20 protein-coding genes and 1 tRNA gene are annotated in these 23,382 nt (G+C 70.7%); 9 read left to right on the top strand and 12 right to left on the bottom strand.

All coding sequences use genetic code 11. The features are described from left to right. Positions 1-6 precede the first annotated feature (6 nt). The 3 genes from AACH10_RS01105 to AACH10_RS01095 form a co-directional block, all read right to left on the bottom strand. Complete coding sequence (locus AACH10_RS01105) at positions 7-1,089, bottom strand: S1C family serine protease (RefSeq protein WP_341408503.1); 1,083 nt, start codon at positions 1,087-1,089, stop codon at positions 7-9. A 195-nt stretch (positions 1,090-1,284) separates the two neighbouring features. Next, positions 1,285-2,001, bottom strand: a complete 717-nt coding sequence (locus AACH10_RS01100; RefSeq protein WP_341408502.1) for a rhomboid family intramembrane serine protease — start codon at positions 1,999-2,001, stop codon at positions 1,285-1,287. A gap of 23 nt (positions 2,002-2,024) precedes the next feature. Continuing rightward, positions 2,025-2,109 (bottom strand) — tRNA-Leu (locus tag AACH10_RS01095). 167 nt (positions 2,110-2,276) lie between these two features. Here AACH10_RS01095 and cysM point away from each other — a divergent pair. The 3 genes from cysM to AACH10_RS01080 are packed head-to-tail and all read left to right on the top strand — an operon-like array spanning position 2,277 to position 4,001. Beyond that, entirely contained in the window at positions 2,277-3,182 is a 906-nt protein-coding gene (gene cysM / locus AACH10_RS01090) for a cysteine synthase CysM (RefSeq protein ID WP_341408501.1), read from the top strand. 11 nt (positions 3,183-3,193) lie between these two features. After that, positions 3,194-3,736: an NUDIX domain-containing protein gene (locus tag AACH10_RS01085; RefSeq protein WP_341408500.1), complete on the top strand. Its 543-nt coding sequence runs from the start codon at positions 3,194-3,196 to the stop codon at positions 3,734-3,736. A gap of 37 nt (positions 3,737-3,773) precedes the next feature. Then, entirely contained in the window at positions 3,774-4,001 is a 228-nt protein-coding gene (locus AACH10_RS01080) for a sulfurtransferase TusA family protein (protein WP_341408499.1), read from the top strand. A gap of 49 nt (positions 4,002-4,050) precedes the next feature. Here AACH10_RS01080 and galU read toward each other — a convergent pair whose 3' ends face one another. Further along, the gene (galU, locus tag AACH10_RS01075) at positions 4,051-4,917 is read right to left on the bottom strand and encodes a UTP--glucose-1-phosphate uridylyltransferase GalU (protein WP_341408498.1); all 867 of its coding nucleotides are present in this window, start codon (positions 4,915-4,917) and stop codon (positions 4,051-4,053) included. 90 nt (positions 4,918-5,007) lie between these two features. Here galU and AACH10_RS01070 point away from each other — a divergent pair, with 90 nt between their 5' ends. Beyond that, positions 5,008-5,925, top strand: a complete 918-nt coding sequence (locus tag AACH10_RS01070) for an NAD(P)-dependent oxidoreductase (RefSeq protein ID WP_341408497.1) — start codon at positions 5,008-5,010, stop codon at positions 5,923-5,925. A gap of 42 nt (positions 5,926-5,967) precedes the next feature. Here the strand turns inward: AACH10_RS01070 and AACH10_RS01065 are convergent, their stop codons facing one another. From AACH10_RS01065 to AACH10_RS01030, 8 genes are all read right to left on the bottom strand, one after another. Then, the gene (locus tag AACH10_RS01065; protein WP_341408496.1) at positions 5,968-8,814 is read right to left on the bottom strand and encodes a valine--tRNA ligase; all 2,847 of its coding nucleotides are present in this window, start codon (positions 8,812-8,814) and stop codon (positions 5,968-5,970) included. A 120-nt stretch (positions 8,815-8,934) separates the two neighbouring features. Then, positions 8,935-9,900: a BMP family lipoprotein gene (locus AACH10_RS01060; RefSeq protein WP_341408495.1), complete on the bottom strand. Its 966-nt coding sequence runs from the start codon at positions 9,898-9,900 to the stop codon at positions 8,935-8,937. A 2-nt stretch (positions 9,901-9,902) separates the two neighbouring features. Continuing rightward, positions 9,903-12,152 (bottom strand): TonB-dependent receptor, encoded by a 2,250-nt coding sequence (locus AACH10_RS01055; protein ID WP_423228541.1) that lies wholly within the window; start codon positions 12,150-12,152, stop codon positions 9,903-9,905. A gap of 154 nt (positions 12,153-12,306) precedes the next feature. After that, positions 12,307-12,486, bottom strand: coding sequence for a hypothetical protein (locus AACH10_RS01050; RefSeq protein ID WP_341408493.1), 180 nt, complete (start codon positions 12,484-12,486; stop codon positions 12,307-12,309). A gap of 104 nt (positions 12,487-12,590) precedes the next feature. After that, positions 12,591-13,424, bottom strand: a complete 834-nt coding sequence (locus tag AACH10_RS01045; RefSeq protein ID WP_341408492.1) for a BPSS1780 family membrane protein — start codon at positions 13,422-13,424, stop codon at positions 12,591-12,593. Positions 13,425-13,470: 46 nt separating this feature from the next. Beyond that, on the bottom strand, positions 13,471-14,454 hold the full coding sequence (locus AACH10_RS01040) for a homoserine kinase (protein ID WP_341408491.1): 984 nt from the start codon (positions 14,452-14,454) through the stop codon (positions 13,471-13,473). 13 nt (positions 14,455-14,467) lie between these two features. Next, positions 14,468-14,782 carry a hypothetical protein gene (locus AACH10_RS01035; RefSeq protein WP_341408490.1) on the bottom strand — a complete coding sequence of 105 codons (315 nt, stop codon included), beginning with the start codon at positions 14,780-14,782 and terminating at the stop codon, positions 14,468-14,470. A gap of 46 nt (positions 14,783-14,828) precedes the next feature. Further along, positions 14,829-15,815 carry a trypsin-like serine protease gene (locus tag AACH10_RS01030; RefSeq protein WP_341408489.1) on the bottom strand — a complete coding sequence of 329 codons (987 nt, stop codon included), beginning with the start codon at positions 15,813-15,815 and terminating at the stop codon, positions 14,829-14,831. Between the two features lie 169 nt (positions 15,816-15,984). On the opposite strand from AACH10_RS01030, the gene polA reads away from it, so the two are divergent. From polA to AACH10_RS01005, 5 genes are all read left to right on the top strand, one after another. After that, on the top strand, positions 15,985-18,852 hold the full coding sequence (gene polA / locus AACH10_RS01025; protein ID WP_341408488.1) for a DNA polymerase I: 2,868 nt from the start codon (positions 15,985-15,987) through the stop codon (positions 18,850-18,852). 161 nt (positions 18,853-19,013) lie between these two features. Beyond that, on the top strand, positions 19,014-19,982 hold the full coding sequence (locus tag AACH10_RS01020) for a lysylphosphatidylglycerol synthase domain-containing protein (RefSeq protein ID WP_341408487.1): 969 nt from the start codon (positions 19,014-19,016) through the stop codon (positions 19,980-19,982). Then, positions 19,979-21,037: a glycosyltransferase family 2 protein gene (locus AACH10_RS01015; protein ID WP_341408486.1), complete on the top strand. Its 1,059-nt coding sequence runs from the start codon at positions 19,979-19,981 to the stop codon at positions 21,035-21,037. Before AACH10_RS01020 ends, AACH10_RS01015 begins: the two co-directional genes overlap by 4 nt. 55 nt (positions 21,038-21,092) lie before the next feature. Continuing rightward, positions 21,093-22,625: a glycosyltransferase family 39 protein gene (locus AACH10_RS01010; protein WP_341408485.1), complete on the top strand. Its 1,533-nt coding sequence runs from the start codon at positions 21,093-21,095 to the stop codon at positions 22,623-22,625. Continuing rightward, on the top strand, positions 22,622-23,368 hold the full coding sequence (locus AACH10_RS01005; protein WP_341408484.1) for a phosphatase PAP2 family protein: 747 nt from the start codon (positions 22,622-22,624) through the stop codon (positions 23,366-23,368). Before AACH10_RS01010 ends, AACH10_RS01005 begins: the two co-directional genes overlap by 4 nt. Positions 23,369-23,382 lie beyond the last annotated feature (14 nt).

Below are 23,382 nucleotides of genomic sequence, written 5' to 3'. Positions count from 1 at the left end.
CCGGCCTCAGATGCCCTGCGGCCGGCGCAGGGTCTTCAGGCGGTCGACGCTGTAGACCTTGACGGCCTGGGCTTCGCCCTGGCGCAGGATGTCGAGCACCACCTCGCGCTCGGCACCGCCGGCCCACAGGGCCTGCCACAGCGCGGCGAGTGAATGGACCTCGGCGCCATCGATGCGCAGGATGCGGTCGCCCACCTCCAGGCCGGCCACATCGGCCGGGCTGTCGTGGGTGACGCGCACCACGCGCAGCGCGCCGGCCAGTTCCACGCAGTTCAGGCCCAGCCAGGCACGTCGGCTGGCCTGGGTGGTGCCACGCTGGCGCAGTTCGTCCAGCACCGGGGGCAGCAGGTCCACCGGCACGAACAGGTTGGCCGGGCCGCCGGCCTCGGCCGGCGCGGTCGGCTCACCGCCAGCGCGCCCGTCGGCCAGGAACAGCGAGCCGATGCCCACCAGTCGCCCCTGGTCATCGAACAGACCGGCGCCGCTGTGATCGCGCCGCGCCGGCGCGGTGATCAGCGCCTGCTCGAGGTGGTATTCCCAGGTGCCGGCGAAGGCGCGCCGCGCGGCCAGTGCCGTGGTGCTGACCGCCGCATCCGATCCGCCGGTGGCCACCAGCAGCGGCTGCTGCAGGTCCAGGGCCCCCGGCCGACCCAGCGGCGCCGGCGCGATGCCCAGTGGCGCCAGCGCCTGCACCAGGCCCAGGCCCGATGCGCCGTCGTAGCCCAGCACGCGCGCCGGCACGGTGCGCCCGTCGTCGAGTTGCAGCAGCACCGACTCGGCTTCCAGCACCAGGTAGCCGATGGTCAGCACCAGGCCGTCGCGCTCGATCACCACGCCAGAGCCGGCGCGCTCGCGGCCCAGGCTGCGGATCGAGCGGGCGTCGTCCACCGCCGTGACCTGCACGCCCACCATGGCTTCGCGGGCGCGGTCCAGGGCTTTCGAGCGGTCGGCCAGCGCGGCGGGCGTGGCCCCGGCGGGCAGCAGGCCCTGGGCGTTGCCCAGTCCCGGCCACACCAGTAGCACGGCGGCCACCACCGCCAGCATGGCGGTCCAGGCGGTCAGACTCCAGGGGGACAGACCTCGGTGCATGGCAGCGCTCCCGACGGGAATGCGATGCGTGCAAGCATGAGGCATTCCCGAGTTCCCCGCTCACGATGGGGGGTTGGGCACAGCTTAGACCTCTGCAGGAGGACGTGGGTATCGGTCTGTGACGGGCGGGCGGTCACATCCCAAGGATGGTGGACGCGACGCGGCCAGCGCCGGCCCGACGGGCCGACGGGCCGCTCAGTGGATGCGGCGCACCTTGCCGCGCGTGCCGCCGCCGTTGCGCCAGTGGCGCATCAGCAGCCAAGCGCCGAGCATGCCACCCAGGTGGGCGAAGTGGGCGATGCCCGAATCCCGGTAGTGCATCAGGCCCATGAACAACTCGATGCCGCCGAAGATGGCCACCATCGTCATCGCCGGGATCATCACCGGCGGGATCGGCACCATCTGGCGGTTGGCCAGCAGCAGCACGAACAGGATCAGGCCCAGGGTCTGGAAGATGTCGCCCGGCAGCAGCATCAGTGCCATCGGCAGCAGGCCCACCAGATCGAACATGCGGTGGCGGAACACCATGCCGTAGGCCAGCAGCAGGCCGTACAGCGCGCCCGAGGCGCCCACCGTCGGCGCGCGGCTGCCGATCAGCAGCGTGACCAGCAACTGGGCGATGGCGGCCGTCACCAGGCTGGCCAGCAGCAGGTGGGCGTAGCGCTTGCCGCCCCACAGGCTTTCGAGCTCGCGGCCGAACATCCACATGCCCAGCATGTTGAACAGCAGGTGGGTGAAGTCGCCGTGCAGGAAACCGTAGCTCAGCACCTGCCACGGCCAGAAGTGCCCGCTGGACAACGGCCACAGCGCCAGGTAGGCGCCGATCGGCAGGATGGGCAGCAGCGACTGCACGCAGAACACGGCGATGCAGGCCAGCAGCAGCGCCTTGGTGACCGGGGGCAGTTGCAGCATCGGCAGGTGGGCTGGGAGAGCAGTGGTGCCCGCGGCCAGACTCGAACTGGCACGCCTTGCGGCGGCGGATTTTGAATCCGCTACGTCTACCGATTTCGTCACGCGGGCAGGAGCGCTCCGGGGAAGGAGCGGCGTGGCCTCGGATTATGTCATGGGGGTGCGCCGCATCCGGTGGCCGCCGGGTGCGCCGAAGGCCGCCGCGGGATGTCGCGGGGCACACAGCAGCCACCGCCCGGCGCTGACACAATCGTCGCCCGGAGGTTCATCACGTGTCCATGCCCCGCTACCCCACGATCGAGGATGTCATCGGCCAGACGCCGCTGGTGCAGCTGCAGCGCCTGCCCGGCGCCGCAGGCGCGGCCCGTGGCAATGTGGTCCTCGGCAAGCTCGAAGGCAACAACCCGGCCGGATCGGTGAAGGACCGGCCGGCGATGAGCATGATCCGCCGCGCCGAGGAGCGTGGCGACATCCGTCCGGGCGACACGCTGATCGAGGCCACCAGCGGCAACACCGGCATCGCGCTGGCGATGGCGGCCGCGATCCGCGGCTACCGCATGGTGCTGATCATGCCGGAGGACCTGTCGATCGAGCGCGCCCAGACCATGAAGGCCTTCGGCGCCGAACTGATCCTCACGCCGCGCTCGGGTGGCATGGAGTACGCACGCGACCTGGCCGAGCAGATGCGCAACGACGGCAAGGGGCATGTGCTCGACCAGTTCGCCAACGCCGACAACCCGCGCATCCATTACGAGACCACCGGCCCCGAGCTGTGGCAGCAGACCCAGGGGCGCATCACCCACTTCGTCAGCGCGATGGGCACCACCGGCACCATCACCGGCGTGAGCCGCTACCTGAAGGAGCGCAACCCGGGCGTGCGCATCGTCGGCGCGCAGCCGTCCGAGGGCTCGCGCATCCCCGGCATCCGCAAGTGGCCCGAGGCCTATCTGCCGAAGATCTACGACGCCAGCAGCGTCGATGAACTGGTGCTGGTCAGCCAGGCCGATGCCGAGGACATGGCGCGCCGCCTGGCGCGCGAGGAAGGCCTGTTCGCCGGCATCTCGGCCGCGGGTGCCTGCTGGGTGGCGCTGCAGATTGCGCAGCAGGTGCGCGACGCGACGATTGCCTTCGTGGTCTGCGACCGCGGCGAGCGCTACCTGTCCACCGGCGTGTTCCCGGCCTGAGCGCGCCCGCCATGTCGCGCGACGCCTTCCGCTTCTGCCCCAGCTGTGCCACGCCGCTCGAGGCCATCGAGCAGTGGGAGGACGGCGGCCCCAAGACCCGGCTGCGCTGCCCGGCCTGCGGCTGGACGCACTGGAACAACCCCACGCCGGTGCTGGCGGCCATCGTCGAGTGTGCCGACCAGGGCGGCAAGGTGCTGCTGGCGCGCAATGCCGCCTGGAGCGGCCGCATGTTCGCGCTGATCACCGGCTTCATGGAGGCCGGCGAATCGCCCGAGCACGGCATCCGCCGCGAGGTGGCGGAGGAGACCGCGCTGGAGGTGCTGGACCTGAAGCTGGTGGGCGTCTACGACTTCCAGCGCATGAACCAGGTCATCATCGCCTACCACGCGCTGGCGCGTGGCGAGGTGCGGCTGTCGCCCGAGTTGTCGGAGTACAAGCTGTTCGACCTGGCCGACCTGCGCTGCTGGCGGGCCGGCACCGGCATCGCCCTGGCCGACTGGCTGCGCAGCCGCGGCCACGAGCCGCAGTTCATCGAGTTCCCGCCGCGCACCTAGAATCGCGGCGCTTTTTTTGCACGATCGGCGTCCCACCATGCAAGCCCAGAAGGAACTCGACACGCGCGGGCTGAACTGCCCCTTGCCCATCCTGAAGGCCAAGAAGGCCCTGGCCGAACTGCACAGCGGTGAGCTGCTGAAGGTGGTGGCCACCGATCCCGGATCGGTGCGCGACTTCCAGGCCTTCTGCCGTCAGACCGGCAACGAGCTGGTCGAGCAGACCAGCGCCGGCGGCGAGTTCGTGCACCTGCTGCGCCGCCGCTGAGCCGATGGGCGCCCTGGCATCACTGCCACGGCGCCACCGGCGCCGGCGCTCACAGGGGCAGCGTCTTCAGGAACTCGCGGAAACCCGGGCCCAGCTGCGGGTGGGCCAGTGCCAGCTCGACATTGGCCTCGAGGAAGCCTTCCTTGCTGCCGCAGTCGTAGCGCCGGCCGTCGTAGCGGTAGGCGAAGACCTTCTCGCGGCGCAGCAGCGCGGCGATGCCATCGGTGAGCTGGATCTCGCCGCCCACGCCACGCGGCTGGTTCTCGATCTCGCGGAACACGCCGGGCGTGAGGATGTAGCGGCCGGCCACGCCCAGGTTGGACGGCGCGACCTCGGGTGCCGGCTTCTCGACGATGCGGGTGATGTCGACCAGGCGGTCATTGACCTGCGTACCGGCGACGATGCCGTAACGCTTGGTGTGCTCGGGCGGCACTTCCTGCACGGCCAGGATGGACGCCTGCCACTCGGCGAACTGCTCGACCATCTGCTTCAGGATGGGCTTCTCGCCGACCATCAGGTCGTCGGCCAGCAGCACGGCGAAGGGCTCGTTGCCGACCAGCCGGCGGCCGCACAGCACGGCGTGGCCGAGGCCCAGCGCCTGGGCCTGGCGCACGTAGATGCACTCCATGTCGGCCGGCTTGACGCTGCGGACAACTTCCAGCAATTCGGCTTTACCCGCTTGTTCAAGGGCTACCTCGAGCTCGAAGGTCATGTCAAAGTGGTCTTCGATCGGGCGCTTGTGCCGACCGGTGACGAAGATCATCTCGCGCACGCCCGCCGCATAAGCCTCTTCCACGGCGTACTGGATCAGTGGCTTGTCGACCACCGGCAGCATCTCCTTGGGTTGCGCCTTGGTGGCCGGCAGGAACCGCGTGCCGAGGCCCGCTACAGGGAAGATCGCCTTCTTGACCATCATAAGAACAGCAGTTGTCGTGTGGGATTCGAATGATTCTGGCATGCCGTCCGTGACGGTTGCCCCCCCAGAAGTCACGCGGGGAGCGTCGCGATGATCCTCGTCGTGGAGCCGATCGACCCCGAGGTGATGCAGTGGCTGGTGGCCCGTCATCCAGTGCGCTATGCCCCTGATCTGGCACGTGATCCGCGCGCGCTGCGTCAGGCCTTGCCGCAGGTGCGGGCGCTGATCATCCCGCCCCCGGTGTCGGTGGATGCCGACGCGCTGGCCGAGGCGCCGATGCTCAGGGCCGTGGGCCGCCTGTCGGCCGGCGTGGAGAACATCGATGCCGAGGCCTGCGCACGGGCCGGGGTGGATGTGATCCGGCCCGGCGATGCCACCTCGCAGGCCGAGGCCGAGTTCATGATCGGTGCGCTGCTGCAGATGCTGCGCCGCGTGCCGGTGGTCAATGCCGAGGGCCTGCTGGTCGGGCGCGAACTGGGCGACACCACGGTGGGCCTGATCGGCATGGCACCGGCGGCCGAGCCGCTGGCACGGCTGCTGGAGGCCTTTGGTGCGCATGTGATCGGCTACGACCCGATGCTGCACGCCAACGACCCGGCCTGGCAGATGCTGCGCGTGGAGCCGGTGGGCCTGCGCGAACTGATGGAGGCCAGCGACTGCGTCGCGGTGATGCTGAGCTACTTCCCCCGCTACCAGCAGCTGCTGGGCGAGCGCTACCTGGCGTTCTGCAAGCCCAACCAGGTGCTGGTGAGCCTGACGCCGTCGAGCCTGTTCGACGAGGCCGCGCTGGCCGATGTGCTGGGCACGGGCCGCATGGCCGCGGCCTGGTTCGACAGCATGGAGCCGCAGATGCTCGAGCCCGGCCGGCCGCTGCACCAGATCGACACGCTGCAGGTGACGCCGCGCGTGGCCAGCACCACGCGCGAGTCGCGCGTGCGTGCGGCCTGGGACGTGGCCAAGCGCATCGACATGGCGCTGTCACTGCCGGCGATGCCCAACGCCTATTGAGCGGGGCGCACCCGGGCCGCGTCGATCGCGGCCCGTCGCCGGTCAGCCCAGCCGTGCCAGCTGCTCGCGCAGGCGGGCCAGCGTGGCGCCGAACTCGGCCAGGCGACCGCGCTCCTGCTCCACCACGGCGGCGGGCGCACGGGCCACGAAGCTCTCGTTGCCAAGCTTGGCCTCGGCCTTGGTGATCTCGCCTTCCAGGCGGGTGATCTCCTTGCCCAGGCGCGCCTGCTCGGCGACCACGTCGATCTCCACCTTCAGCGCCAGGCGCAGCGTGCCCTGCACGGCCACCGGGGCCATGGCGCTGGCCGCGGCGAAGGCGGCGTCGTCGGTGAACACCTGCACCTCGGCCAGCTTGGCCAGGGCCTTGAGCAGCGGCGCGGCCGTCTCGGCGAACTCGGCCTCGGCGGCGGGCGTGGCCAGCAGCAGCGGCACGCGCTCGGCGGGTGACAGGCCCATCTCGCCACGCAGGCTGCGGCAGCTGTCCACCAGGGCCTTCAGCCGGCCCATCCAGGCGTCGGCCGCGGCGTCGATGCGCTCCAGCTGTGCCAGCGGGTAGGCGGCGGTGGCCACGCTGTCGCTGGTCTTGCGGCCGGCCACCGGCGCCACCGTGTCCCACAGCTCGGCGGTGATGAACGGGGCGATCGGGTGCAGCAGGCGCAGCACGGTCTCCAGCGTGCGGATCAGCGTGCGACGCGTGGCGCGCTGCTCGGCCTCGCTGCCGGTCTGGATCTGCACCTTGGCGATCTCGAGGTACCAGTCGCAGTACTCGTCCCACACGAACTGGTAGATGGCGTTGGCCACGTTGTCCAGGCGGTAGTCGGCGAAGCCCTGGGCCACGGCCGCTTCCACGCGCTGCAGTTCGCTGCTGATCCACTTGTCGGCGGCGCTGAAGCGCATGTAGCCATGGGCCTTGCCGCCCACGGTGCAGTCGGCCTTGGAGTGCTCCATCAGGCCGCAGTCCTGGCCTTCGCAGTTCATCAGCACGAAGCGCGTGGCGTTCCACAGCTTGTTGCAGAAGTTGCGGTAGCCCTCGCAGCGCTTGGTGTCGAAGTTGACCGTGCGGCCCAGCGTGGCCATGGCCGCGAAGGTGAAGCGCAGCGCGTCGGCGCCATAAGCCGGGATGCCCTCGGGAAACTCCTTCTCGGTGGCCTTGCGCACCTTGGGCGCGGTCTCGGGCTTGCGCAGGCCGGTGGTGCGCTTGTCCAGCAGCGGGGCCAGTGCGATGCCGTCGATCAAGTCGACCGGATCGAGCACGTTGCCCTCGCTCTTGCTCATCTTCTTGCCCTGTGCATCGAGCACCAGGCCGTGGATGTAGACGTCCCTGAACGGCACCTTGCCGGTGAAGTGCTTGGTCATCATGATCATCCGGGCGACCCAGAAGAAGATGATGTCGTGGCCGGTGACCAGCACGCTGCTGGGCAGGAAGAGGTCCATCTCCTGCGTCTGCCCAGGCCAGCCCAGCGTGCTGAAGGGCACCAGCGCGCTGGAGTACCAGGTGTCCAGCACATCGGGGTCGCGGGTCAGCTCACCGGTGTAGCCGGCGGCATCGGCCTGGGCGCGGGCCTCGGCCTCGCTGCGGGCCACGAACAGTTCGCCGTTCGTGCCGTACCAGGCCGGGATCTGGTGGCCCCACCACAGCTGGCGGCTGATGCACCAGTCCTGGATGTTCTTCATCCACTGGTTGTAGGTGTTGACCCACTGCTCGGGCACGAAGCGCACGTCACCGCTGCTGACCGCCTCGATCGCCTCTTCGGCGATGCTCTTGCCGTTGTGGCCCGGCTTGGTCATGGCCACGAACCACTGGTCAGTCAGCATGGGCTCGATGACCTGCCCGGTGCGGGCGCAGCGCGGCACCTGCAGCTTGTGCTTCTTGGTCTCGACCAGCAGGCCTTCGGCATCGAGCTGGGCCACGATGGCCTTGCGTGCGGCGAAGCGATCTTGCCCGCGGTAGGCCTCGGGGATGTCGGCCATGTCCGACACCACCTTGGCTTCCAGCGTGAAGATGGTCAGCATCGGCAGGCCATGGCGCTGGCCCACCTGGTAGTCGTTGGGGTCGTGCGCGGGCGTGACCTTGACCACGCCGGTGCCGAAGGCCTTGTCCACGTAGTCGTCGGCGATCACCGGCACCAGGCGGCCGGTGATGGGCAGCTTGACCTGCTTGCCGATCAGCGCGGCGTAGCGCTCGTCTTCCGGGTGCACCATCACCGCGGTGTCGCCCAGCATGGTCTCGGGGCGGGTGGTGGCCACCACCAGCTCACCCGAGCCATCGGCCAATGGGTAGCGGATGTGCCACAGGAAGCCGTCTTCCTCCTCGCTCTCCACCTCCAGGTCGGACACGGCCGACTTCAGGATCGGGTCCCAGCTCACCAGGCGCTTGCCGCGGTAGATCAGGCCTTCCTCGAACAGCTTGACGAAGGTGTCGGTGACTACGCCCGACAGCTTGTCGTCCATCGTGAAGTACTCGTGGCCCCAGCTCACGCTGTCGCCCATGCGGCGCATCTGCTGCGTGATGGTGGCGCCGCTCTTGGCCTTCCATTCCCACACCTTGGCCACGAAGGCCTCGCGGCCCAGGTCGTGCCGGCTGACGCCTTGCTCCTGCAGCTGGCGCTCCACCACGATCTGCGTGGCGATGCCGGCATGGTCGGTGCCCGGCACCCACAGCGTGTTGTGGCCCAGCATGCGGTGGTAGCGCGTCAACGAGTCCATGATGGTCTGGTTGAACGCATGGCCCATGTGCAGCGTGCCGGTGACGTTGGGCGGCGGCAGCTGGATGCAGAAGCTGGGCTTGGCGGCATCCAGCGTGGGCGCGTAGACGCCCGATTGCTCCCACTGCGGGGCCCAGCGGGCCTCGATGGCGGCGGGTTCGAAGGACTTGGCGAGCTCGGTCATGGCAACGGCAGGCAGCGCGGGTCGGCCTTGCGGCCGCACCCGCTGCGCGAAATGGGAGGGGGAACCGCCGATTGTAGGAGGCGACCTTCCGGTCGCCCGAGTCTCAGACCCTGGTCGGACTCACTGGCAGCGGTTGGCCACCGTGTAGTCGATCACCTTCAGCCGGCCGGCAATGATGTCGGCGCGTGCAGCCTCGGCCTTCTGGCGCATGGCGGGGGTGAGCAGCTTTTCGTTGTGCTGGTCCACCGCGTAGTCCAGGCCGCCTTCCTTCAGCCCCAAGGCACTGACCCCTGGCTTCACGCCCTGGAAGGCCTGGTACACCGCCAGATCGGTGCGCTTGACCAGGCTGGTGAGCATGGTGCCGGGGTGCAGGTGGTTCTGGTTGCTGTCGACGCCGATGCCGTAGATGCCGCCGTCCTTGGCCGCCTGCAGGATCCCCAAGCCCGTGGTGCCGGCCGCGGCGAACACCACATCGACACCTTGGGCGATCTGGCCGCGCGTCAGTTCGGCGCCGCGTACCGGGTCGGTCCAGGCGGCGGGCGTGCTGCCGGCCATGGCCGAGAGCACCTGCACCTTGGGGTTGGCGTGCTTGGCCCCCTGCTCGTAGCCGCACAGGAACTTGCGCACATGCGGGATGTCCATCCCGCCGACGAAGCCGATCTTGCCGGTCTTGCTGGCCATGGCCGCCAGCACGCCGACCAGGAACGCGCCTTCATGCTCGCGGTAGACCACGCTCTGCACGTTGGGCGCGTCGACCACCGCGTCGATGAGGGCGAACGAGGTCTTGGGGAACTCGCGCGCCACCTTGCCGATGGCCTCGGCCTGCGGAAAACCGATGGCCACCACCGGATTGGCGCCGCGCTCGGCGAAGCGCCGGACGGCCTGCTCGCGCTGCGCGCTCTGCGCGATCTCGAACTCGAGGAAGGGCTTGCCGGTCTCCTTCTTCCAGCGCTCGGCGCCATCCGACGCGGCCTGGTTGAAGGAGCGGTCGAACTTGCCGCCGAGTTCGTAGATCACCGCGGGCTGGGCGCCGGCGGCCGAAGCCACCAGCGCCAGCACCGCAGCCAGCGCGCGTGTCAGGCGCATGTTCAGAACAGCGCCTTGAACTGCACGCCCCAGGTGCGCGGCTCGTTGATGAAGCCGGTCAGGTTGTTGAAGTCGATGCCGCCGACGATGCGGGTCTGGTTGGTGATGTTGCGACCGAACACCGCGGCGTCGTACTTGCCGTTGGCCCAGGTGTAGCCCACGCGCACGCCGCCCTCGGTGAGCGCCTTGCCGGTGAACTCGGTGCTCTCGTACAGGAAGAAGTTGATCTTGCTGCGGTAGACCCAGTCGGTGTAGACGTACATCTCGCCGTTGGCCACCGGCTGGGTGTACTTGAGCGAGAAGTTCAGCGTGGTCTTGGGGGCCTGGGGCAGGGGGTTGCCGTTGATCAGTGCCTTGCCGTTGGCGTCCACCGGATCCAGCACCGTGCAGTTGGTCTTGGTCAGGTCCTGCAGGTTGCCGCAGGGCGAGACGGCCAGCGTCGGATCCTTGATCTGGGTGTCGTTGTAGCCGAAGCCCAGCGAGGCCAGCAGGTTGTCGGTGACGAAGGCCTGCGCATCCAGTTCGAAGCCCTGGCCGGTGGCCTTCTTGGCGTTGAGCAGGATGTTGGCATTGCCGCTGGCACCACCCACGGCGGTGAGCTGCAGGTCCTTCACGTCGTAGCGGAAGACACCGAAGTTGACGCGCGCGCGCTTGCCGAACAGGTCGGCCTTGACGCCGGCCTCATAGGACGTGTTGGTCTCGGGGCCGGCCACCGACTGGCCATTGAACGGGCCGGCGCCCTGCACGCTGGAGCCACGGAAGCCGGTGGCCACGCGGGCGTACAGCGAGGTGTCCTTGTCCAGCGCATAGGTGCCGCTGACATCCCAACTCAGCTTGCTGTCCTTGGTGCCGGTGCCCAGTTCGGTCAGGCTGTAGGTGTTGTCCTCGACCGTGAAGGTCTTCTTGTCGTGGGTGTAGCGCAGGCCGCCGCGCAGCTTCAGTGCCGGGCTGACTTGGTAGTTGACGGCGCCGAAGATGGCGTAGGCGTCGTTCTTCTGGCGCACGCGCTCGTAGCCGGTCTGCGGGTTGCCCGCGGCGGTGCTGTTGTAGCTGAAGCTCTCGATCTTGTAGTCTTCGTTGAAGTAGAAGACGCCGGCCTGCCAGTTCAGCGGGCCACTGTTGTTCGACTCCAGGCGCAGTTCCTGCGTGAATTGGTGGTGGGCGGGCATGCCGTCGGCCGTCTCGGACGGGAACGGGATGCTGCCGGCGCCACCGGCGAAGTTGTAGGTCGAACCGCCGTCGATGTCGCCGCGGCTGTAGGTGCGCACCGTTTCGTAGCCGGTGATCGAGTTCAGCGACAGGCCGCCGCCCAGGTTCCACTTCAAGCGCAGGTTGGCGCCGTAGTTCTGCACTTCCGATTCGTTCTTGCCATCGAACGACACCTTGGTGCGATCGAAGCCGTCGACGAAGTCGTTGGTGCCGGGCTTAATGATGTTGGCGCGGAAGACGCGGGCCGAGCCCGAGTAGTCGCGGGCATGCACGTTGGCCAGCGCCGAGAAGTCGTTGCCCGCGGTCAGCAGGTACTGCACGCGCACGGCGTTGTCGCGGTAGCCCTCCATGTCGGGCGTCTGCGCATTGGCCACGGTGTTGTGCACCCAGTCGTTGCGCGTCTGGCTGAGCACCGACACGCGCAGCGCCGAGCTGGCCGAGGTGGGCACGTTGACCATGCCTTCGGCGTTGATGGTCTGGTAGCTGCCGAAGCTGATGCTGCCGTAGCCTTCCAGCTTCTTGGGCGACGGCCGGGCCGATTCGAACTTCACCACGCCGGCCGGCGTGTTGCGGCCGAACAGCGAGCCCTGCGGGCCGCGCAGCACCTCGATGCGATCCAGGTCGAAGGCCGGGAAGCCCTTCAGGATCGGGTTCTCCTGCACCACGTCGTCGTACACCAGCGAGACCGGCTGCGAAGCGTTCAGGCGGAAGTCGGTGTTGCCGTAGCCGCGCAGGTAAAAGCGCGGGAAGGCGCGGCCGAAGGACGACTCGATGTTCAGGCTGGGCACGCGGCCGGCCAGCATGCGCAGATCCTGCCCGCTGGTGTTCAGCGCCTCCAGCAGGTCGCCACCCACCACGCTGATCGAGCTGGGCACGCTCTGCGCGTTCTCGGCACGGCGCTCGGCCGTCACGGTCACGGTCTGCAGCTGGCCGGCGCTCTGGGCGAAGGCCGGCGCGGCGAAGGCCAGCGCCAGGGCGGCGGCCAGCGGGGTGTGGCGGTGGAAACGGGGCAGGGCTGGGGTGGGCACGGCGGGGGCCTCCATGGCTGTGTCGATGGGGTGGCGGCACGCAAGCGTCGTGCCTGCCGCTGAACCAAACGATTGTGCATGTCGACCCCGGCCAAACCGGTGACACACGGCCGTGAAGACTGGGTGTCTGTGGCGCCGATCAAACGCCGGCCGCCCGCTCGGGCCCGGCTCAGTTGCTGCTAGGCGTCACCGCGTCGATGGTTTTCTCGACCACCTTGCCGGTGACCTTGACGCCGGTGGACACCACCGCGCCGGTGACGCTGATGGCCGCGCCAGCCGCGGCGCCGGCCACGTTGACCACCGCGCAACCCGACAGCGCGGCCACGGCCGCCGCGGCCAGACCGGCCATCGCCAAGCGCCGGGGCCCCCACGCCGACCGGCCGGCGCGGGCCGGGCGGTGCGCTGCCGGATGGGCCGGAAGGGTGGACAGAGCTTGGCGGTGGGCGGCGTGGTTCATGCGTCGATTGTCGTGGCGCTGCCCACCGGCCGTGCGCCGAAACTGTCGGCAAATCCGAACCAGAGCGAGACGTAGAACACGGTGGAGATCACCAGGGCCAGCGGCATCACCAGCACGCCCAGCAGCTGTCCGGCGCCCAGCAGCGCGCTGGCCAGCATCGCGCCGGTGCCGATGGCGGTCATCAGCGCCATCCAGCCGATGGAATACACCAAGAAGGCGCCGCGCGAACGCCACAGCGCCAGCGTGCTGGAGAACAGCGCCTGGCCGGCGCTCTGGCCAGCCCAGTGCACCAGGGCTGGCGCGTACCAGTAGGGCACCGACAGCAGCACCGTGAGGCCCAGGCGCACCAGCATGCCCCAGGCCAGGCGCGGATCGGCCAGGATGGCGTTGACCTGCGCCGCGCCCTTGCCGCCGGGCTGGTTCTCGGCCAGCGCGCGCTGCAGGGCCTCGAACTGGCCACCGTCGGCCCAGTCGGCCAGGCTGATCACCAGCATGGCGCCCAGCATGTAGCCGGCGCACAGCGTCCACTGCGCGCGCCGGCGGGACCGGTCGGGCACGCGCAGGCCCTCGATCAACTGCAGCGCATGCACCGGGCCGCCGTCCAGCAGGCTGCGGCTGGCGATCATGAAGCCCAGCGTCAGCAGCGGCAGGCCGCCCAGGCCGATGGCGCCGCCCAGTCCGGGCACCAGCAGGGCCAACAGCAGCAGGCTGACCAGGAAGAACACGAACAGGCCGACCAGCGCCAGCGGCCGTTGGCGCCACAGCGCGAAGGCCCGGGTGATCCAGAGCCAGCCCTGGCGGGGCGCCACCGGGTGCAGTCGAAGTCCCATGGGGTGTGAGAACGGGTACGGTGTCGGATGCGGCGGCCGGGCGCGCTCAGCGCGGCGGATGCCAGGGATTGGCGATGCGCTCGCGCAGCACATGCTCGAAGTGCAGCGGGTCCTTCGGTGCCAGCAGCGAGGCCGGGCGCGGCAGGTGCCAGTCGGCCAGCCGCGAGAGCCAGAAGCGCAGCGCGGCGGCGCGCAGCAATGCAGGCAGCAGCCGCGCTTCGGCCGCCTGCAGCGGCCGCACGCGCTCGTAGGCGGCCACCAGGGCCTCGGCGCGGGCGTCGTCGAGCAGGCCGTCGCGGCCGCCCAGGCACCAGTCGTTCAGGCACACCGCCAGGTCGTAGGCGAAGGTGTCGGTGCCGGCGAAGTAGAAGTCGATGCAGCCGGTGAGCTTCTCGTGGCCTGGCAGGCCGTCGAACATGGCGTTGTCGCGGAACAGGTCGGCATGCACCGCGCCACGCGGCAGCGCGGCGTGGGCGGCCGACGCGGCCACCTGCTGCTGGAACGCGATCTCGTCGGCCAGCAGGGCCTGGCGCTCGGCGTCCAGGTAAGGCATGACCTGCGGTGCCGTGGCCAGCCACCAGTCGATGCCGCGCAGATTGGGCTGCTGCGGCGCGAAGTCGGCCACCGCCAGGTGCATGCGCGCCAGCACCGCGCCCAGCTGGGCGCAGTGGTGCAGGTCGGGCGCATGCTGGTGCGCGCCGGGCAGGCGGTTGACCAGGGCCGCGGGCTTGCCCGCCACGTGGTGCACCAGCCCGCCGCTGGCGTTGGCACGCGGCTCGGGCACGGGCAGGCCGTTGCGCGCCAGGTGCTGCATCAGTTGCAGATAGAAGGGCAGCTGATCGGCGTGCAGGCGCTCGAACAGCGTCAGCACCCACTGCTGCTCGTCGCCCTGATCGTTGCGGGAGGTGACGAAGTAGTTGGTGTTCTCGATGCCGGCGCCGATGCCTTGCAGCGACACCAATGTGCCCAGATGCAGCTCGGTCAGCAGCGCACCGGCCTCGGCCGGTGCCACCTCGGTGAAGACGGCCATGCTGCCTCGGCTGTCAGAAGCTCAGCACCGGCCACACGCGGCGGCCGGCCGAATCCTTGGCCTGCGACGGGTCTTGCCCGCCCGGGGCCGGCAGCACCTCGTAGGCCGGCGCCGATGCCGCACCGGCCACCGCCTTGGGCTGCACCGTGACCCGCTGGGTCTGGCCGCGCACGCGCAGTTCGTCGATGCGCACCTGGCTGTCTTCGGCCGTCAGGCGGGCCACGGCGGCTTCGGTGGGCGGCGGCACCAGGCCGGCGCAGGCGCTCAGCAGCGCCGCGGTGGCGGCCAGCAGCAGGGCGCTGGCGGACTTCGACAGAAAGGCGGTCATCGGCGCGATTCTACGAACCGCCGCCGGACCCGCTGCCGGCGCCGGATCAGGCCTTGCGGCGGCGCAGCGCCAGCAGCAGGCCGCCGGCGGCCATCAGGGCGGCCGAGCCGGGCTCGGGCACCAGCCCGGCGACCGTCGGCAGGCTGGTGACGACCACGCCACTGCCGGCCAGCCCGATCAGCCAGCGCGCCGTGGCGGCGCTGTAGAAGCCGGTGTCGCCGGCGTATTCGCCATAGCTGCCGTTGAGCGTGCCGTCGATGTCGGTGGTGTCGCTGCCGGTCTCGCGGCCGCCGAAGGAGTGCACGCCCACCAGGTAGTAGCTGCCGTCGGCCGCGGCGATGAAGCTGGCGCCGCCCGAGTCGCCCGGTGCGATGCCGGCCTCGGTGCTGCCCAGGCCGGTGCTGCCGGTGGCGTTGTGCGCCGTGGTGCCGTCGTCGAAGTCGTAGACCAGGCTGCCCGAGCGGCCGCTGTACAGCAGGTCATAGGTGTTCATGCCCCAGTGCAGGGTGCCGAAGCTGCCGCTGCTGTAGCCGGTGCTGCCGGTGCCGGTGTAGCCGTAGCCGGCCAGGATCACCGTGCTGCCCAGGCTTTGGCCGGCGTAGACCTGGTAGCCCTCGACGCTGGTCACGGCGCTGTCGAGCTTGAGCAGGGCCAGGTCGTTGTTCAGGCCCAGCGTGCTGCCGTTCCAGCTGCCGTACACGCTGATCTGGCTGGACGCGCTGACCTGGGCCGTCACCGCGCCGCCGTCCAGCGTCACGCTGATCTGCGTGGCGGTGAGCTGGCCGCTGCTGTTGGTGACGCAGTGCGCCGCGGTGAGCACATAGGCGCCGCCGGCCAGCAGCGTGCCGCTGCAGCCGGTGCTGCCGTTGATCAGCAGCTTGGCCACGCCATCCAGGCTGTCGTCGGTGGCCAGCCAGTTGCTGGACGCCGTGGTGGACACGATGGCCTGCGCCGGTTCGCTGGCGGTGGCCAGCAGGGCGAGCAGGGGGGCGGCCAGGGCGAGCTTGCGCGGAGTCGGTGTCGTAGCGGTCATGCGGTGGCGGTGTGGAACTGCAGGCCGGACGGCATGGCAGGCCGGCCGGGATGTGTGACAGCTTGCAAGCGCGCTGTAAACGCTTTGTGCCGCACCGGCCCAGCCCCCGCGACTGCGGGGCCACCGCGTGGCGCCTTGAACACAGGGCGGCCGCGGCCACAATCGCGTCATGACCGAGCCCGCCGCCCCCGACCAAGCCCTGCCCGAGACCCCCGCCGCCGCCAGCCCGGCTGACCGCCCGGCCACCGATGCCGCGGCGCTGCCGGTGCTGCTGCTGGTCGACGGCTCGAGCTACCTGTACCGGGCGTATCACGCGATGCCCGATCTGCGCAGCCCGGACGGCTTTCCCACCGGGGCGATCCACGGCTTCATCGCGATGATGAAGCGCCTGCGCGAGCAGGTCATCGGCGCCGGGCCCGGCGGCCATGCGGCCTGCGTGTTCGACGCCTCGGGCCCCACCTTCCGCGATGCCTGGTACCCCGAGTACAAGGCCCAGCGCGCGCCCATGCCCGACGACCTGCGCACGCAGATCGCGCCCATCCACGAGGTGGTGCGCCTGCTGGGCTGGCCGGTGCTGGAGGTGCCCGGCATCGAGGCCGACGACGCCATCGGTACGCTGGCCCGCGTGGGCGCGGCGGCCGGCCACCGGGTGATCGTGTCCACCGGCGACAAGGACCTGGCCCAGCTGGTCAACGAGCGCGTCACGCTGATCAACACGATGACCAACGAGACGCTGGACATTCCCGGCGTGCAGGCCAAGTTCGGCGTGCCGCCCGAGCGCATCGTGGATTACCTGAGCCTGATCGGCGACACGGTGGACAACGTGCCGGGCGTCGAGAAGGTAGGCCCCAAGACGGCTGTGAAGTGGCTGGCCGAACATGGCTCGCTGGCCGGCGTGATGGCGGCTGCCGGCAGCATCAAGGGCGTGGCGGGCGAGAACCTGCGCAAGGCCCTCGACTGGCTGCCGCAGGGCCAGCGCCTGGTGACCGTGGTGACCGACTGCGACCTGGCCGGCCATGTGCCGGGCTGGCCGGCCATCGAGTCGTTGGCGCTGGCGCCGGTGGACAAGCCGGCCATGCTGGACTTTTTGCAGCGCTACGGCTTTGGCCGGCTGAAGAACGAGCTGGCGGCCGAACTGGGCGCGCCAGCGCCGGCGGCTGCGGCTGGCGCGGTGGCCGTGCCGGTCGAGGGCACTGCAGCGCCGGCCACTCCGCCCGGCGACGCCGGCCTGGCCCGTCACTACGAAACCGTGCTCACCCGCGAGCAGCTGGCCGCCTGGATCGCGCGCCTGAAAGCAGCCGAGATCAGCGCACTCGACACCGAGACCGACTCGCTCGACCCGATGCGCGCGCGCATCGTCGGCATCTCGTTCGCGGTGCAGCCCGGCGAGGCCGCCTACGTGCCGCTGGCCCACGACGGCCCCGACGCGCCCGAGCAGCTGCCGCTCGACGAGGTGCTGGCCGAACTGCGCCCCTGGCTGGAAGATGCCGCCGCCGCCAAGGTGGGCCAGAACATCAAGTACGACACGCATGTGCTGGCCAACCACGGCATCACCGTGCGCGGCTGGCGGCACGACACGCTGCTGGAAAGCTATGTCTTCGAGGCGCATCTGGCCCACAGCCTGGAGAAGCTGGCCGAGCGCCACCTGGGCCGCCGCGGCCTGAGCTACGAAGACCTGTGCGGCAAGGGCGCGGCGCAGATCCCGTTCAGCCAGGTGGATGTGGTGCGCGCCACCACCTACAGCGGCGAGGACAGCGAGATGACGCTGCAGGTGCACCAGCAGCTCTACCCGCAGCTGGCCGCTGAGCCGGGCATGAAGCGGGTGTACGAGGAGATCGAGCTGCCGGTGTCGGCCATCCTCGCGCGCATTGAGCGCCACGGCGTGCTGGTGGATGCCGGCGTGCTGGCGCGCCAGAGCCAGCAGCTGGCCCAGCGCATGATGGACCTGGAGCGCGAGGCCTACGACATCGCCGGCCAGCCCTTCAACATGGGCAGCCCCAAGCAGATCGGCGAGATCCTGTTCACCAAGCTGGGCCTGCCGGTCAAGAAGAAGACCGCCACCGGCGCGCCCAGCACCGATGAAGAGGTGCTGCAGGAACTGGCCGCCGACTACCCGCTGCCGGCCCGCATCCTGGAACACCGCAGCCTGGCCAAGCTGAAGGGCACCTACACCGACAAGCTGCCGCAGATGGTGAACCCGGCCACCGGCCGCGTGCACACCAACTACGCGCAGGCGGTGGCCGTCACCGGGCGCTTGTCCAGCAACGACCCCAACCTGCAGAACATCCCGATCCGCACCGCCGATGGCCGGCGTGTGCGCGAGGCCTTCATCGCGCCGCCAGGGCACGTGATCGTCAGTGCCGACTACTCGCAGATCGAGCTGCGCATCATGGCCCACATGAGCGGCGACCCCGGCCTGACCCGCGCCTTCGCCGAGGGCATGGACGTGCACCGCGCCACCGCCGCCGAGGTGTTCAACCTGGCGCCCGATGCGGTGACGTCCGAGCAGCGCCGCTATGCCAAGACCATCAACTTCGGCCTGATCTACGGCATGGGCGCCTTCGGTCTGGCGCAGAGTCTGGGCATCGAGCAGAAGGCGGCCAAGGACTACATCGACCGCTACTTCGCGCGCTTTGCCGGCGTCAAGCGCTACATGGACGACATCCGCGCCAGCGCGGCCGACAAGGGCTATGTCGAGACCCTGTTCGGCCGCCGCATCACGCTGCTGGACATCCGCGGCGGCAATGGCCCGCGCCGCGCCGGCGCCGAGCGCCAGGCCATCAACGCGCCGATGCAGGGCACGGCGGCCGACCTGATCAAGCTGGCGATGATCGCGGTGCAGCGCGCGCTGGACGAGCAGGGCAAGCGCACGGTGATGGTGATGCAGGTGCACGACGAACTGGTGTTCGAGGTGCCCGAAGACGAGATCGACTGGGCGCGCAGCGAGGTGCCGCGGCTGATGGCCGGCGTGGCCGCGTTGAGCGTGCCGCTGCTGGCCGAGGTGGGCGTGGGGCCCAACTGGGAGCAGGCGCACTGAGCGCTGCCCGCTCGTCCGGCGCTCTGCGGCGTGCTGCAGCGCCCGGTGGCGGCGGCTTGTCACTGAACTGAAGCGCCGGGGTCACGCCAGCGTCGCAGGGCTGGGCGACGCTGGCGGGCATCGCCTCCGCGGCCACCCGGCCGTGCGGGGCCTTGCACCGCATGAGCTCGCGCACCGAAACCCTGCCCGCCCCCACGCAGCTGTCGCCCGGCCTGGCCGCTGGCACAGGCGCTGGCCTGCACCCGGCCTGGCGCTGGCTGCTGCCGCCCGCCGTGCTGGGCCTGGCCTGGTGGTGGCTGCTGCGGCATGCCGATTTCACCCAGGTGCTGGCCCAGGGGCGGCGCCTGCCGGCCGGCCTTTGGCTGCTGGCCGGGCTGGCGCTGCTGGGTGGCCATGGCCTGCGCGCCTGGCGCCTGCGCGACGAATGGCGGCACCTGCGCACCGTGCCCTGGCTGCAGGTGCTGCGCCTGGTGCTGGCGCACAACGCCGCCGTGCTGCTGATGCCGCTGCGCAGCGGCGAGGCCGGCTACCTGTGGCTGGTGCACCGCACCTGGGGCGTGGACTGGCGCGAGGCGGCGCGCAGCCTGCTGTGGTGGCGCGTGCAGGACGCCACCGTGCTGGCCCTGCTGGCGCTGCTGTGCCTGGCCCCGCTGGGCTGGCCGGCGCGCGTGGTGCTGGCCGTGGCGGCCCTGGTGGCCGCGGCCACGCTGGCGCCGTGCGTGCAGCGCGGCGCCGAGCGTCTGCTGCTGCGCCGCAAAGGGCACGCGGCGGCGCCGCCTCGGCGTGACCCGCACGCCGGCTTCGGCATCGCCGCGGCCATCTGGCTGACCAAGGTGCTGGTGCTGGGCGGCCTGGTGGCGGCGCTCACCGGCCTGGGGCTTGAACTGTCGTGGCGCACATCGCTGGGCGGTGAACTGGGTGGGGTGATGCCCGTGCAAGGCCCGGCGGGCCTGGGCAGTTACGAGGCCGGCGCCTGGCTGGCCGCGCCGGGCCGGCCCTTGCCGGTGACCACAGGCCAGGCGCTGATCGCCGCCGTGCTGGCCGTGCACGCCTTCAGCGTGGCGGTGGCGCTGGGCGCGGCGGCGCTGATCCATCTGCCACTGTGGCGCGACCGGAGACCGATGCGATGAGCAGCCTGAGCCTGGCGCCCGAGCGCCGCAATGCCCTGCCGCTGGCCATGCCGCACGCGCCGGCCGGGCCGCTGCCGGCGCACCGCCTGTCGGTGGTGGTGCCGATGTTCAACGAACTGGCCAATGCCGCACCGCTGATCGACGCCGTGCAGGCCGCGCTTGCCGCGTATCCGCAGCCCTGGGAGCTGGTGGTGGTGGACGACGGCAGCACCGACGGCACCGGCGCGGCCCTGCAGCGCCACGCCGCGCGTGTGGGGCCGCATGTGCGCATCGTGCGGCTGGCGCGCAACTTCCGCCAGACGGCGGCCATGCAGGCCGGCATCGACGCGGCGCGCGGCGATGTCATCGTGACGATGGACGGCGACCTGCAGAACGATCCGCGCGACATCCCGGCCCTGGTGGCGCGCCTGCTGGCCGATGACCTGGATCTGGTGGCCGGCTGGCGCCGGCAGCGGCAGGACGGCTTCGTGCTGCGCCGCCTGCCGTCGCTGCTGGCCAACCGGCTGATCCGGCGCGTCAGCGGCCTGGCCTTCCAGGACCTGGGCTGCAGCCTGAAGGCCTTTCGCGCGCCGGTGCTGCGCCAGGTGCGGCTGTATGGCGAGATGCACCGCTTCATCCCGGCCTGGCTGGCCACGGTGACCTCGCCCGAGCGTATGGCCGAGGTGCCGGTGCGCCACCATGCGCGCCAGCAGGGGCAGTCCAAGTACGGCCTGTCGCGCAGCTTCCGCGTGGTGGTGGACCTGCTGGCGGTGCACTACTTTTTGCGCTTCGGCACGCGGCCGGGGCACTTCTTCGGCGGCATCGGCCTGGTGGCGATGACGTTGGGCGGGCTGATGCTGGCCTACCTGGGCGTGCTCAAGCTGCTGGGTGAATCGGTGGGCACGCGGCCGCTGCTGGCGCTCGGCTTCTTCTCGGTGATGGGCGGCCTGCAGTTCCTCACCACCGGCGTGCTGGCCGAACTGCTGATGCGCGTGTACTACGACGGCGGCCATGCGCGCCCCTATCACGCCCGGCCGGTGGTCGAGCCGGCGGCCGGTGAGGGCTGGCATGGCTGAAGCGAAGCTCGCTGCGGTCTCGCACGTCCCGGCCCACAGTGCTGGCGCACGGCCCATGTCGCCAGCCACGCTGGCGACGGCGATCGGCGCCGGTCTGGTGCTGTTGCTGGTGCTGCATGGGCTGACGATGCGGGCCAGCGGCGCGGGCCTCCATGTCGACGAGGCCCAGTACTGGGATTGGTCGCGCCACCTGCAATGGGGTTATTGGTCGAAGCCGCCCGGCGTGGCCGTGCTGATCGCGGCCAGCACGCAGCTGTTCGGCAATGGTCTGCTGGGCGTGCGCCTGCTCGGCATGGCCTGCTGGCCGGCCGCTGCCGCGGTGCTGGCCGCCCTGGCCTGGCGCATCGGCGGCACGGCTCACGGGACGGCGGCGGCGCTGTGGACCGCAGGCTTGTTCGCCACCACGCCGGCCGCGGGCCTGCTGGGTCTGGTGGTCACCACCGATGGGCCGCTGCTGCTGTGCTGGGCGCTGGCCATGCTGGCCTGCTGGCACGCAATCCATCCATCCGAAAGCGGCCAAGGCGCCATGCGGTGGCGGGCCTGGTGGGTGCTCGGCCTGGTGCTGGGGCTGGGCTTGCTGTCCAAGTACACCGCGGCGGCCTTTGTGCTGGGCGCCTTGCCGGGGCTGTGGCGGCTGCGGCAAGCCCCGGGCGCGCAGCGTTGGCAGATGCTGGGCGGGCCGGCACTGGCGCTGGGGGTGATGGCCGTGCTGCTGCTGCCGCACCTGCTGTGGAATGCGCGGCATGGCTGGCCCACGCTCACGCACACGGCCGCGATCACGGCCCAGGCCAGCGCGCGGCCTGGCGCCGGGCCGCTGACCTCGCTGGCCGAGTACCTGCTGGGCCAGGGGCTGTTGCTGGGGCCTGCCGCGTTGATGCTGGCCTGGCGGGTGCGGCCGCGCGGCAGGGCGGTGAGGCACGCCGATCAGGCCACCGCGCTGGGCGAGGGCTTCGCGCTGGCCATGGCCGTGCCCTTGCTGTGCTTGGGGGCCCTGCAGGCGCTGAATGCCAAGGCGCAGATGAACTGGACCGCTCCGGCACTGGCCGGTCTGTGCCTGTGGCTGGGTCTGCGCGCGGCACGTGCCGGCCTGGGCGTACGCCCGCTGTTGTGGCATGCCGCAGGCGGCCTGGCCATCACCACCGCCGTGGCCCTGGCCGCAACGGTGCTGCCTGCCTGGGCGGGCCGCCAGGCCGACATCTGGGCGCGCATGCGCGGGTGGGACGCCGCACTCGACGGCCTGCGCCTGGCACTGCTGGCGCAGCCCGCGTTGCCGGTGGCGGCCGCCGAGCGTGATGTGCTGGTGCAGGCCCGGCGCGCCTGGCGCGACAGCGGCCGCCAAGTGCTGGCCTGGCCTGCCGACGGCGCACCGCAAAACCACTACCAGCAGTTCGAGTCCCTGGTGCCCGCAGGCGCCGGCAGCACCGCCTGGCCCGACGCGCTGTTGTTGCTGTGCGAGACCGAACCCTCCGCCGCGCAGCAAGCGCATTACCTGCACTGGCGCCGGCTGGCACTGGGCCGCGCCGACAGCGGCCGCCAGCTGAGCCTGTGGCGTGCCGAGGGTCGGCGTGGCGGGGTCACGTCACCATGAAGGCGCGGCATGCCGAGCGGCTGGCCCTGGTGGCCGCGCTGGCCGTGGCCACCGTGGCGGTGGAGGTCTGGCCCGACGCCGATGCCTGGCTCAGCGCCCGGTTTTTCGTGGCGGGCCGCTTCGTCGGTGACGAGTGGGCGGCGGTGCGCTGGGTGTACCGCGGCGTGCCCTGGCTGGGGGCCCTGGGCTTTGCGGTGGCGCTGGTGTTCAGCCTGAGCGTGTGGCGGCAGCCGCGCGCGTTGGCTGCCAGGGGTGCACCACCCACGCCGTTGGCGCGTTGGCGCTGGCGGCGGGCCACGGCAGTGGTGACGTTGGTGCTGATGGGCCTGGGTGGCCTGGTGCACATGGGTTTGAAGGATGGCTGGGGCCGGCCGCGTCCCGACCAGGTGCAGGTGTTTGGTGGCGCACAGCCCTTCACACCGGCACTGCAGCCCAGCACGCGCTGCGACCGCAACTGCTCGTTCGTCAGTGGTCATGCCGGCGCGGGCTTCGCATTGCTGGCCTTGGGCCTGTTTGGCAGCCGGCGCACGCGCTGGCGCTGGTGGGCCATCGGCGCCGTGTGTGGCGGCCTGATCGGCGCGGTGCGTGTGGCGCAGGGCCGCCACTTCGCCAGCGACATCGTGTTCTGCCTGCTGGTGATGTGGGCGGCCGCCGTGCTGCATCGCGAGCTCTGGCTGCGCTGGGCCGTGTGGCGCCGGCGCCGCTCCCCAATCCATGATGGCCACGTCACGGAATTGTCTTGAAAGATTCATAGACT

The sequence above is a fragment of the Pseudaquabacterium inlustre genome, assembly GCF_038066595.1.
GTDB lineage: Bacteria > Pseudomonadota > Gammaproteobacteria > Burkholderiales > Burkholderiaceae_C > Pseudaquabacterium > Pseudaquabacterium inlustre.
The sequence above is the reverse complement of the archived record's forward strand: the minus strand, read 5'-3'. Positions and strand labels throughout refer to the sequence as shown.

Bases quoted from the DNA above. Each gene is read 5' to 3' on its own strand.
- AACH10_RS01105 (WP_341408503.1), bottom strand. From the start codon at position 1,089: ATGCACCGAGGTCTGTCCCCCTGGAGTCTGACCGCCTGGACCGCCATG.
- AACH10_RS01040 (WP_341408491.1), bottom strand. From the start codon at position 14,454: ATGGCCGTCTTCACCGAGGTGGCACCGGCCGAGGCCGGTGCGCTGCTG.
- AACH10_RS01030 (WP_341408489.1), bottom strand. From the start codon at position 15,815: ATGACCGCTACGACACCGACTCCGCGCAAGCTCGCCCTGGCCGCCCCC.
- AACH10_RS01045 (WP_341408492.1), bottom strand. From the start codon at position 13,424: ATGGGACTTCGACTGCACCCGGTGGCGCCCCGCCAGGGCTGGCTCTGG.
- AACH10_RS01085 (WP_341408500.1), top strand. From the start codon at position 3,194: ATGTCGCGCGACGCCTTCCGCTTCTGCCCCAGCTGTGCCACGCCGCTC.
- AACH10_RS01055 (WP_423228541.1), bottom strand. From the start codon at position 12,152: ATGGAGGCCCCCGCCGTGCCCACCCCAGCCCTGCCCCGTTTCCACCGC.
- polA (WP_341408488.1), top strand. From the start codon at position 15,985: ATGACCGAGCCCGCCGCCCCCGACCAAGCCCTGCCCGAGACCCCCGCC.
- AACH10_RS01010 (WP_341408485.1), top strand. From the start codon at position 21,093: ATGTCGCCAGCCACGCTGGCGACGGCGATCGGCGCCGGTCTGGTGCTG.
- cysM (WP_341408501.1), top strand. From the start codon at position 2,277: ATGCCCCGCTACCCCACGATCGAGGATGTCATCGGCCAGACGCCGCTG.
- AACH10_RS01050 (WP_341408493.1), bottom strand. From the start codon at position 12,486: ATGGCCGGTCTGGCCGCGGCGGCCGTGGCCGCGCTGTCGGGTTGCGCG.
- AACH10_RS01070 (WP_341408497.1), top strand. From the start codon at position 5,008: ATGATCCTCGTCGTGGAGCCGATCGACCCCGAGGTGATGCAGTGGCTG.
- AACH10_RS01100 (WP_341408502.1), bottom strand. From the start codon at position 2,001: ATGCTGCAACTGCCCCCGGTCACCAAGGCGCTGCTGCTGGCCTGCATC.
- AACH10_RS01020 (WP_341408487.1), top strand. From the start codon at position 19,014: ATGAGCTCGCGCACCGAAACCCTGCCCGCCCCCACGCAGCTGTCGCCC.
- AACH10_RS01060 (WP_341408495.1), bottom strand. From the start codon at position 9,900: ATGCGCCTGACACGCGCGCTGGCTGCGGTGCTGGCGCTGGTGGCTTCG.
- AACH10_RS01065 (WP_341408496.1), bottom strand. From the start codon at position 8,814: ATGACCGAGCTCGCCAAGTCCTTCGAACCCGCCGCCATCGAGGCCCGC.
- AACH10_RS01035 (WP_341408490.1), bottom strand. From the start codon at position 14,782: ATGACCGCCTTTCTGTCGAAGTCCGCCAGCGCCCTGCTGCTGGCCGCC.
- AACH10_RS01005 (WP_341408484.1), top strand. From the start codon at position 22,622: ATGAAGGCGCGGCATGCCGAGCGGCTGGCCCTGGTGGCCGCGCTGGCC.
- AACH10_RS01080 (WP_341408499.1), top strand. From the start codon at position 3,774: ATGCAAGCCCAGAAGGAACTCGACACGCGCGGGCTGAACTGCCCCTTG.
- galU (WP_341408498.1), bottom strand. From the start codon at position 4,917: ATGATGGTCAAGAAGGCGATCTTCCCTGTAGCGGGCCTCGGCACGCGG.
- AACH10_RS01015 (WP_341408486.1), top strand. From the start codon at position 19,979: ATGAGCAGCCTGAGCCTGGCGCCCGAGCGCCGCAATGCCCTGCCGCTG.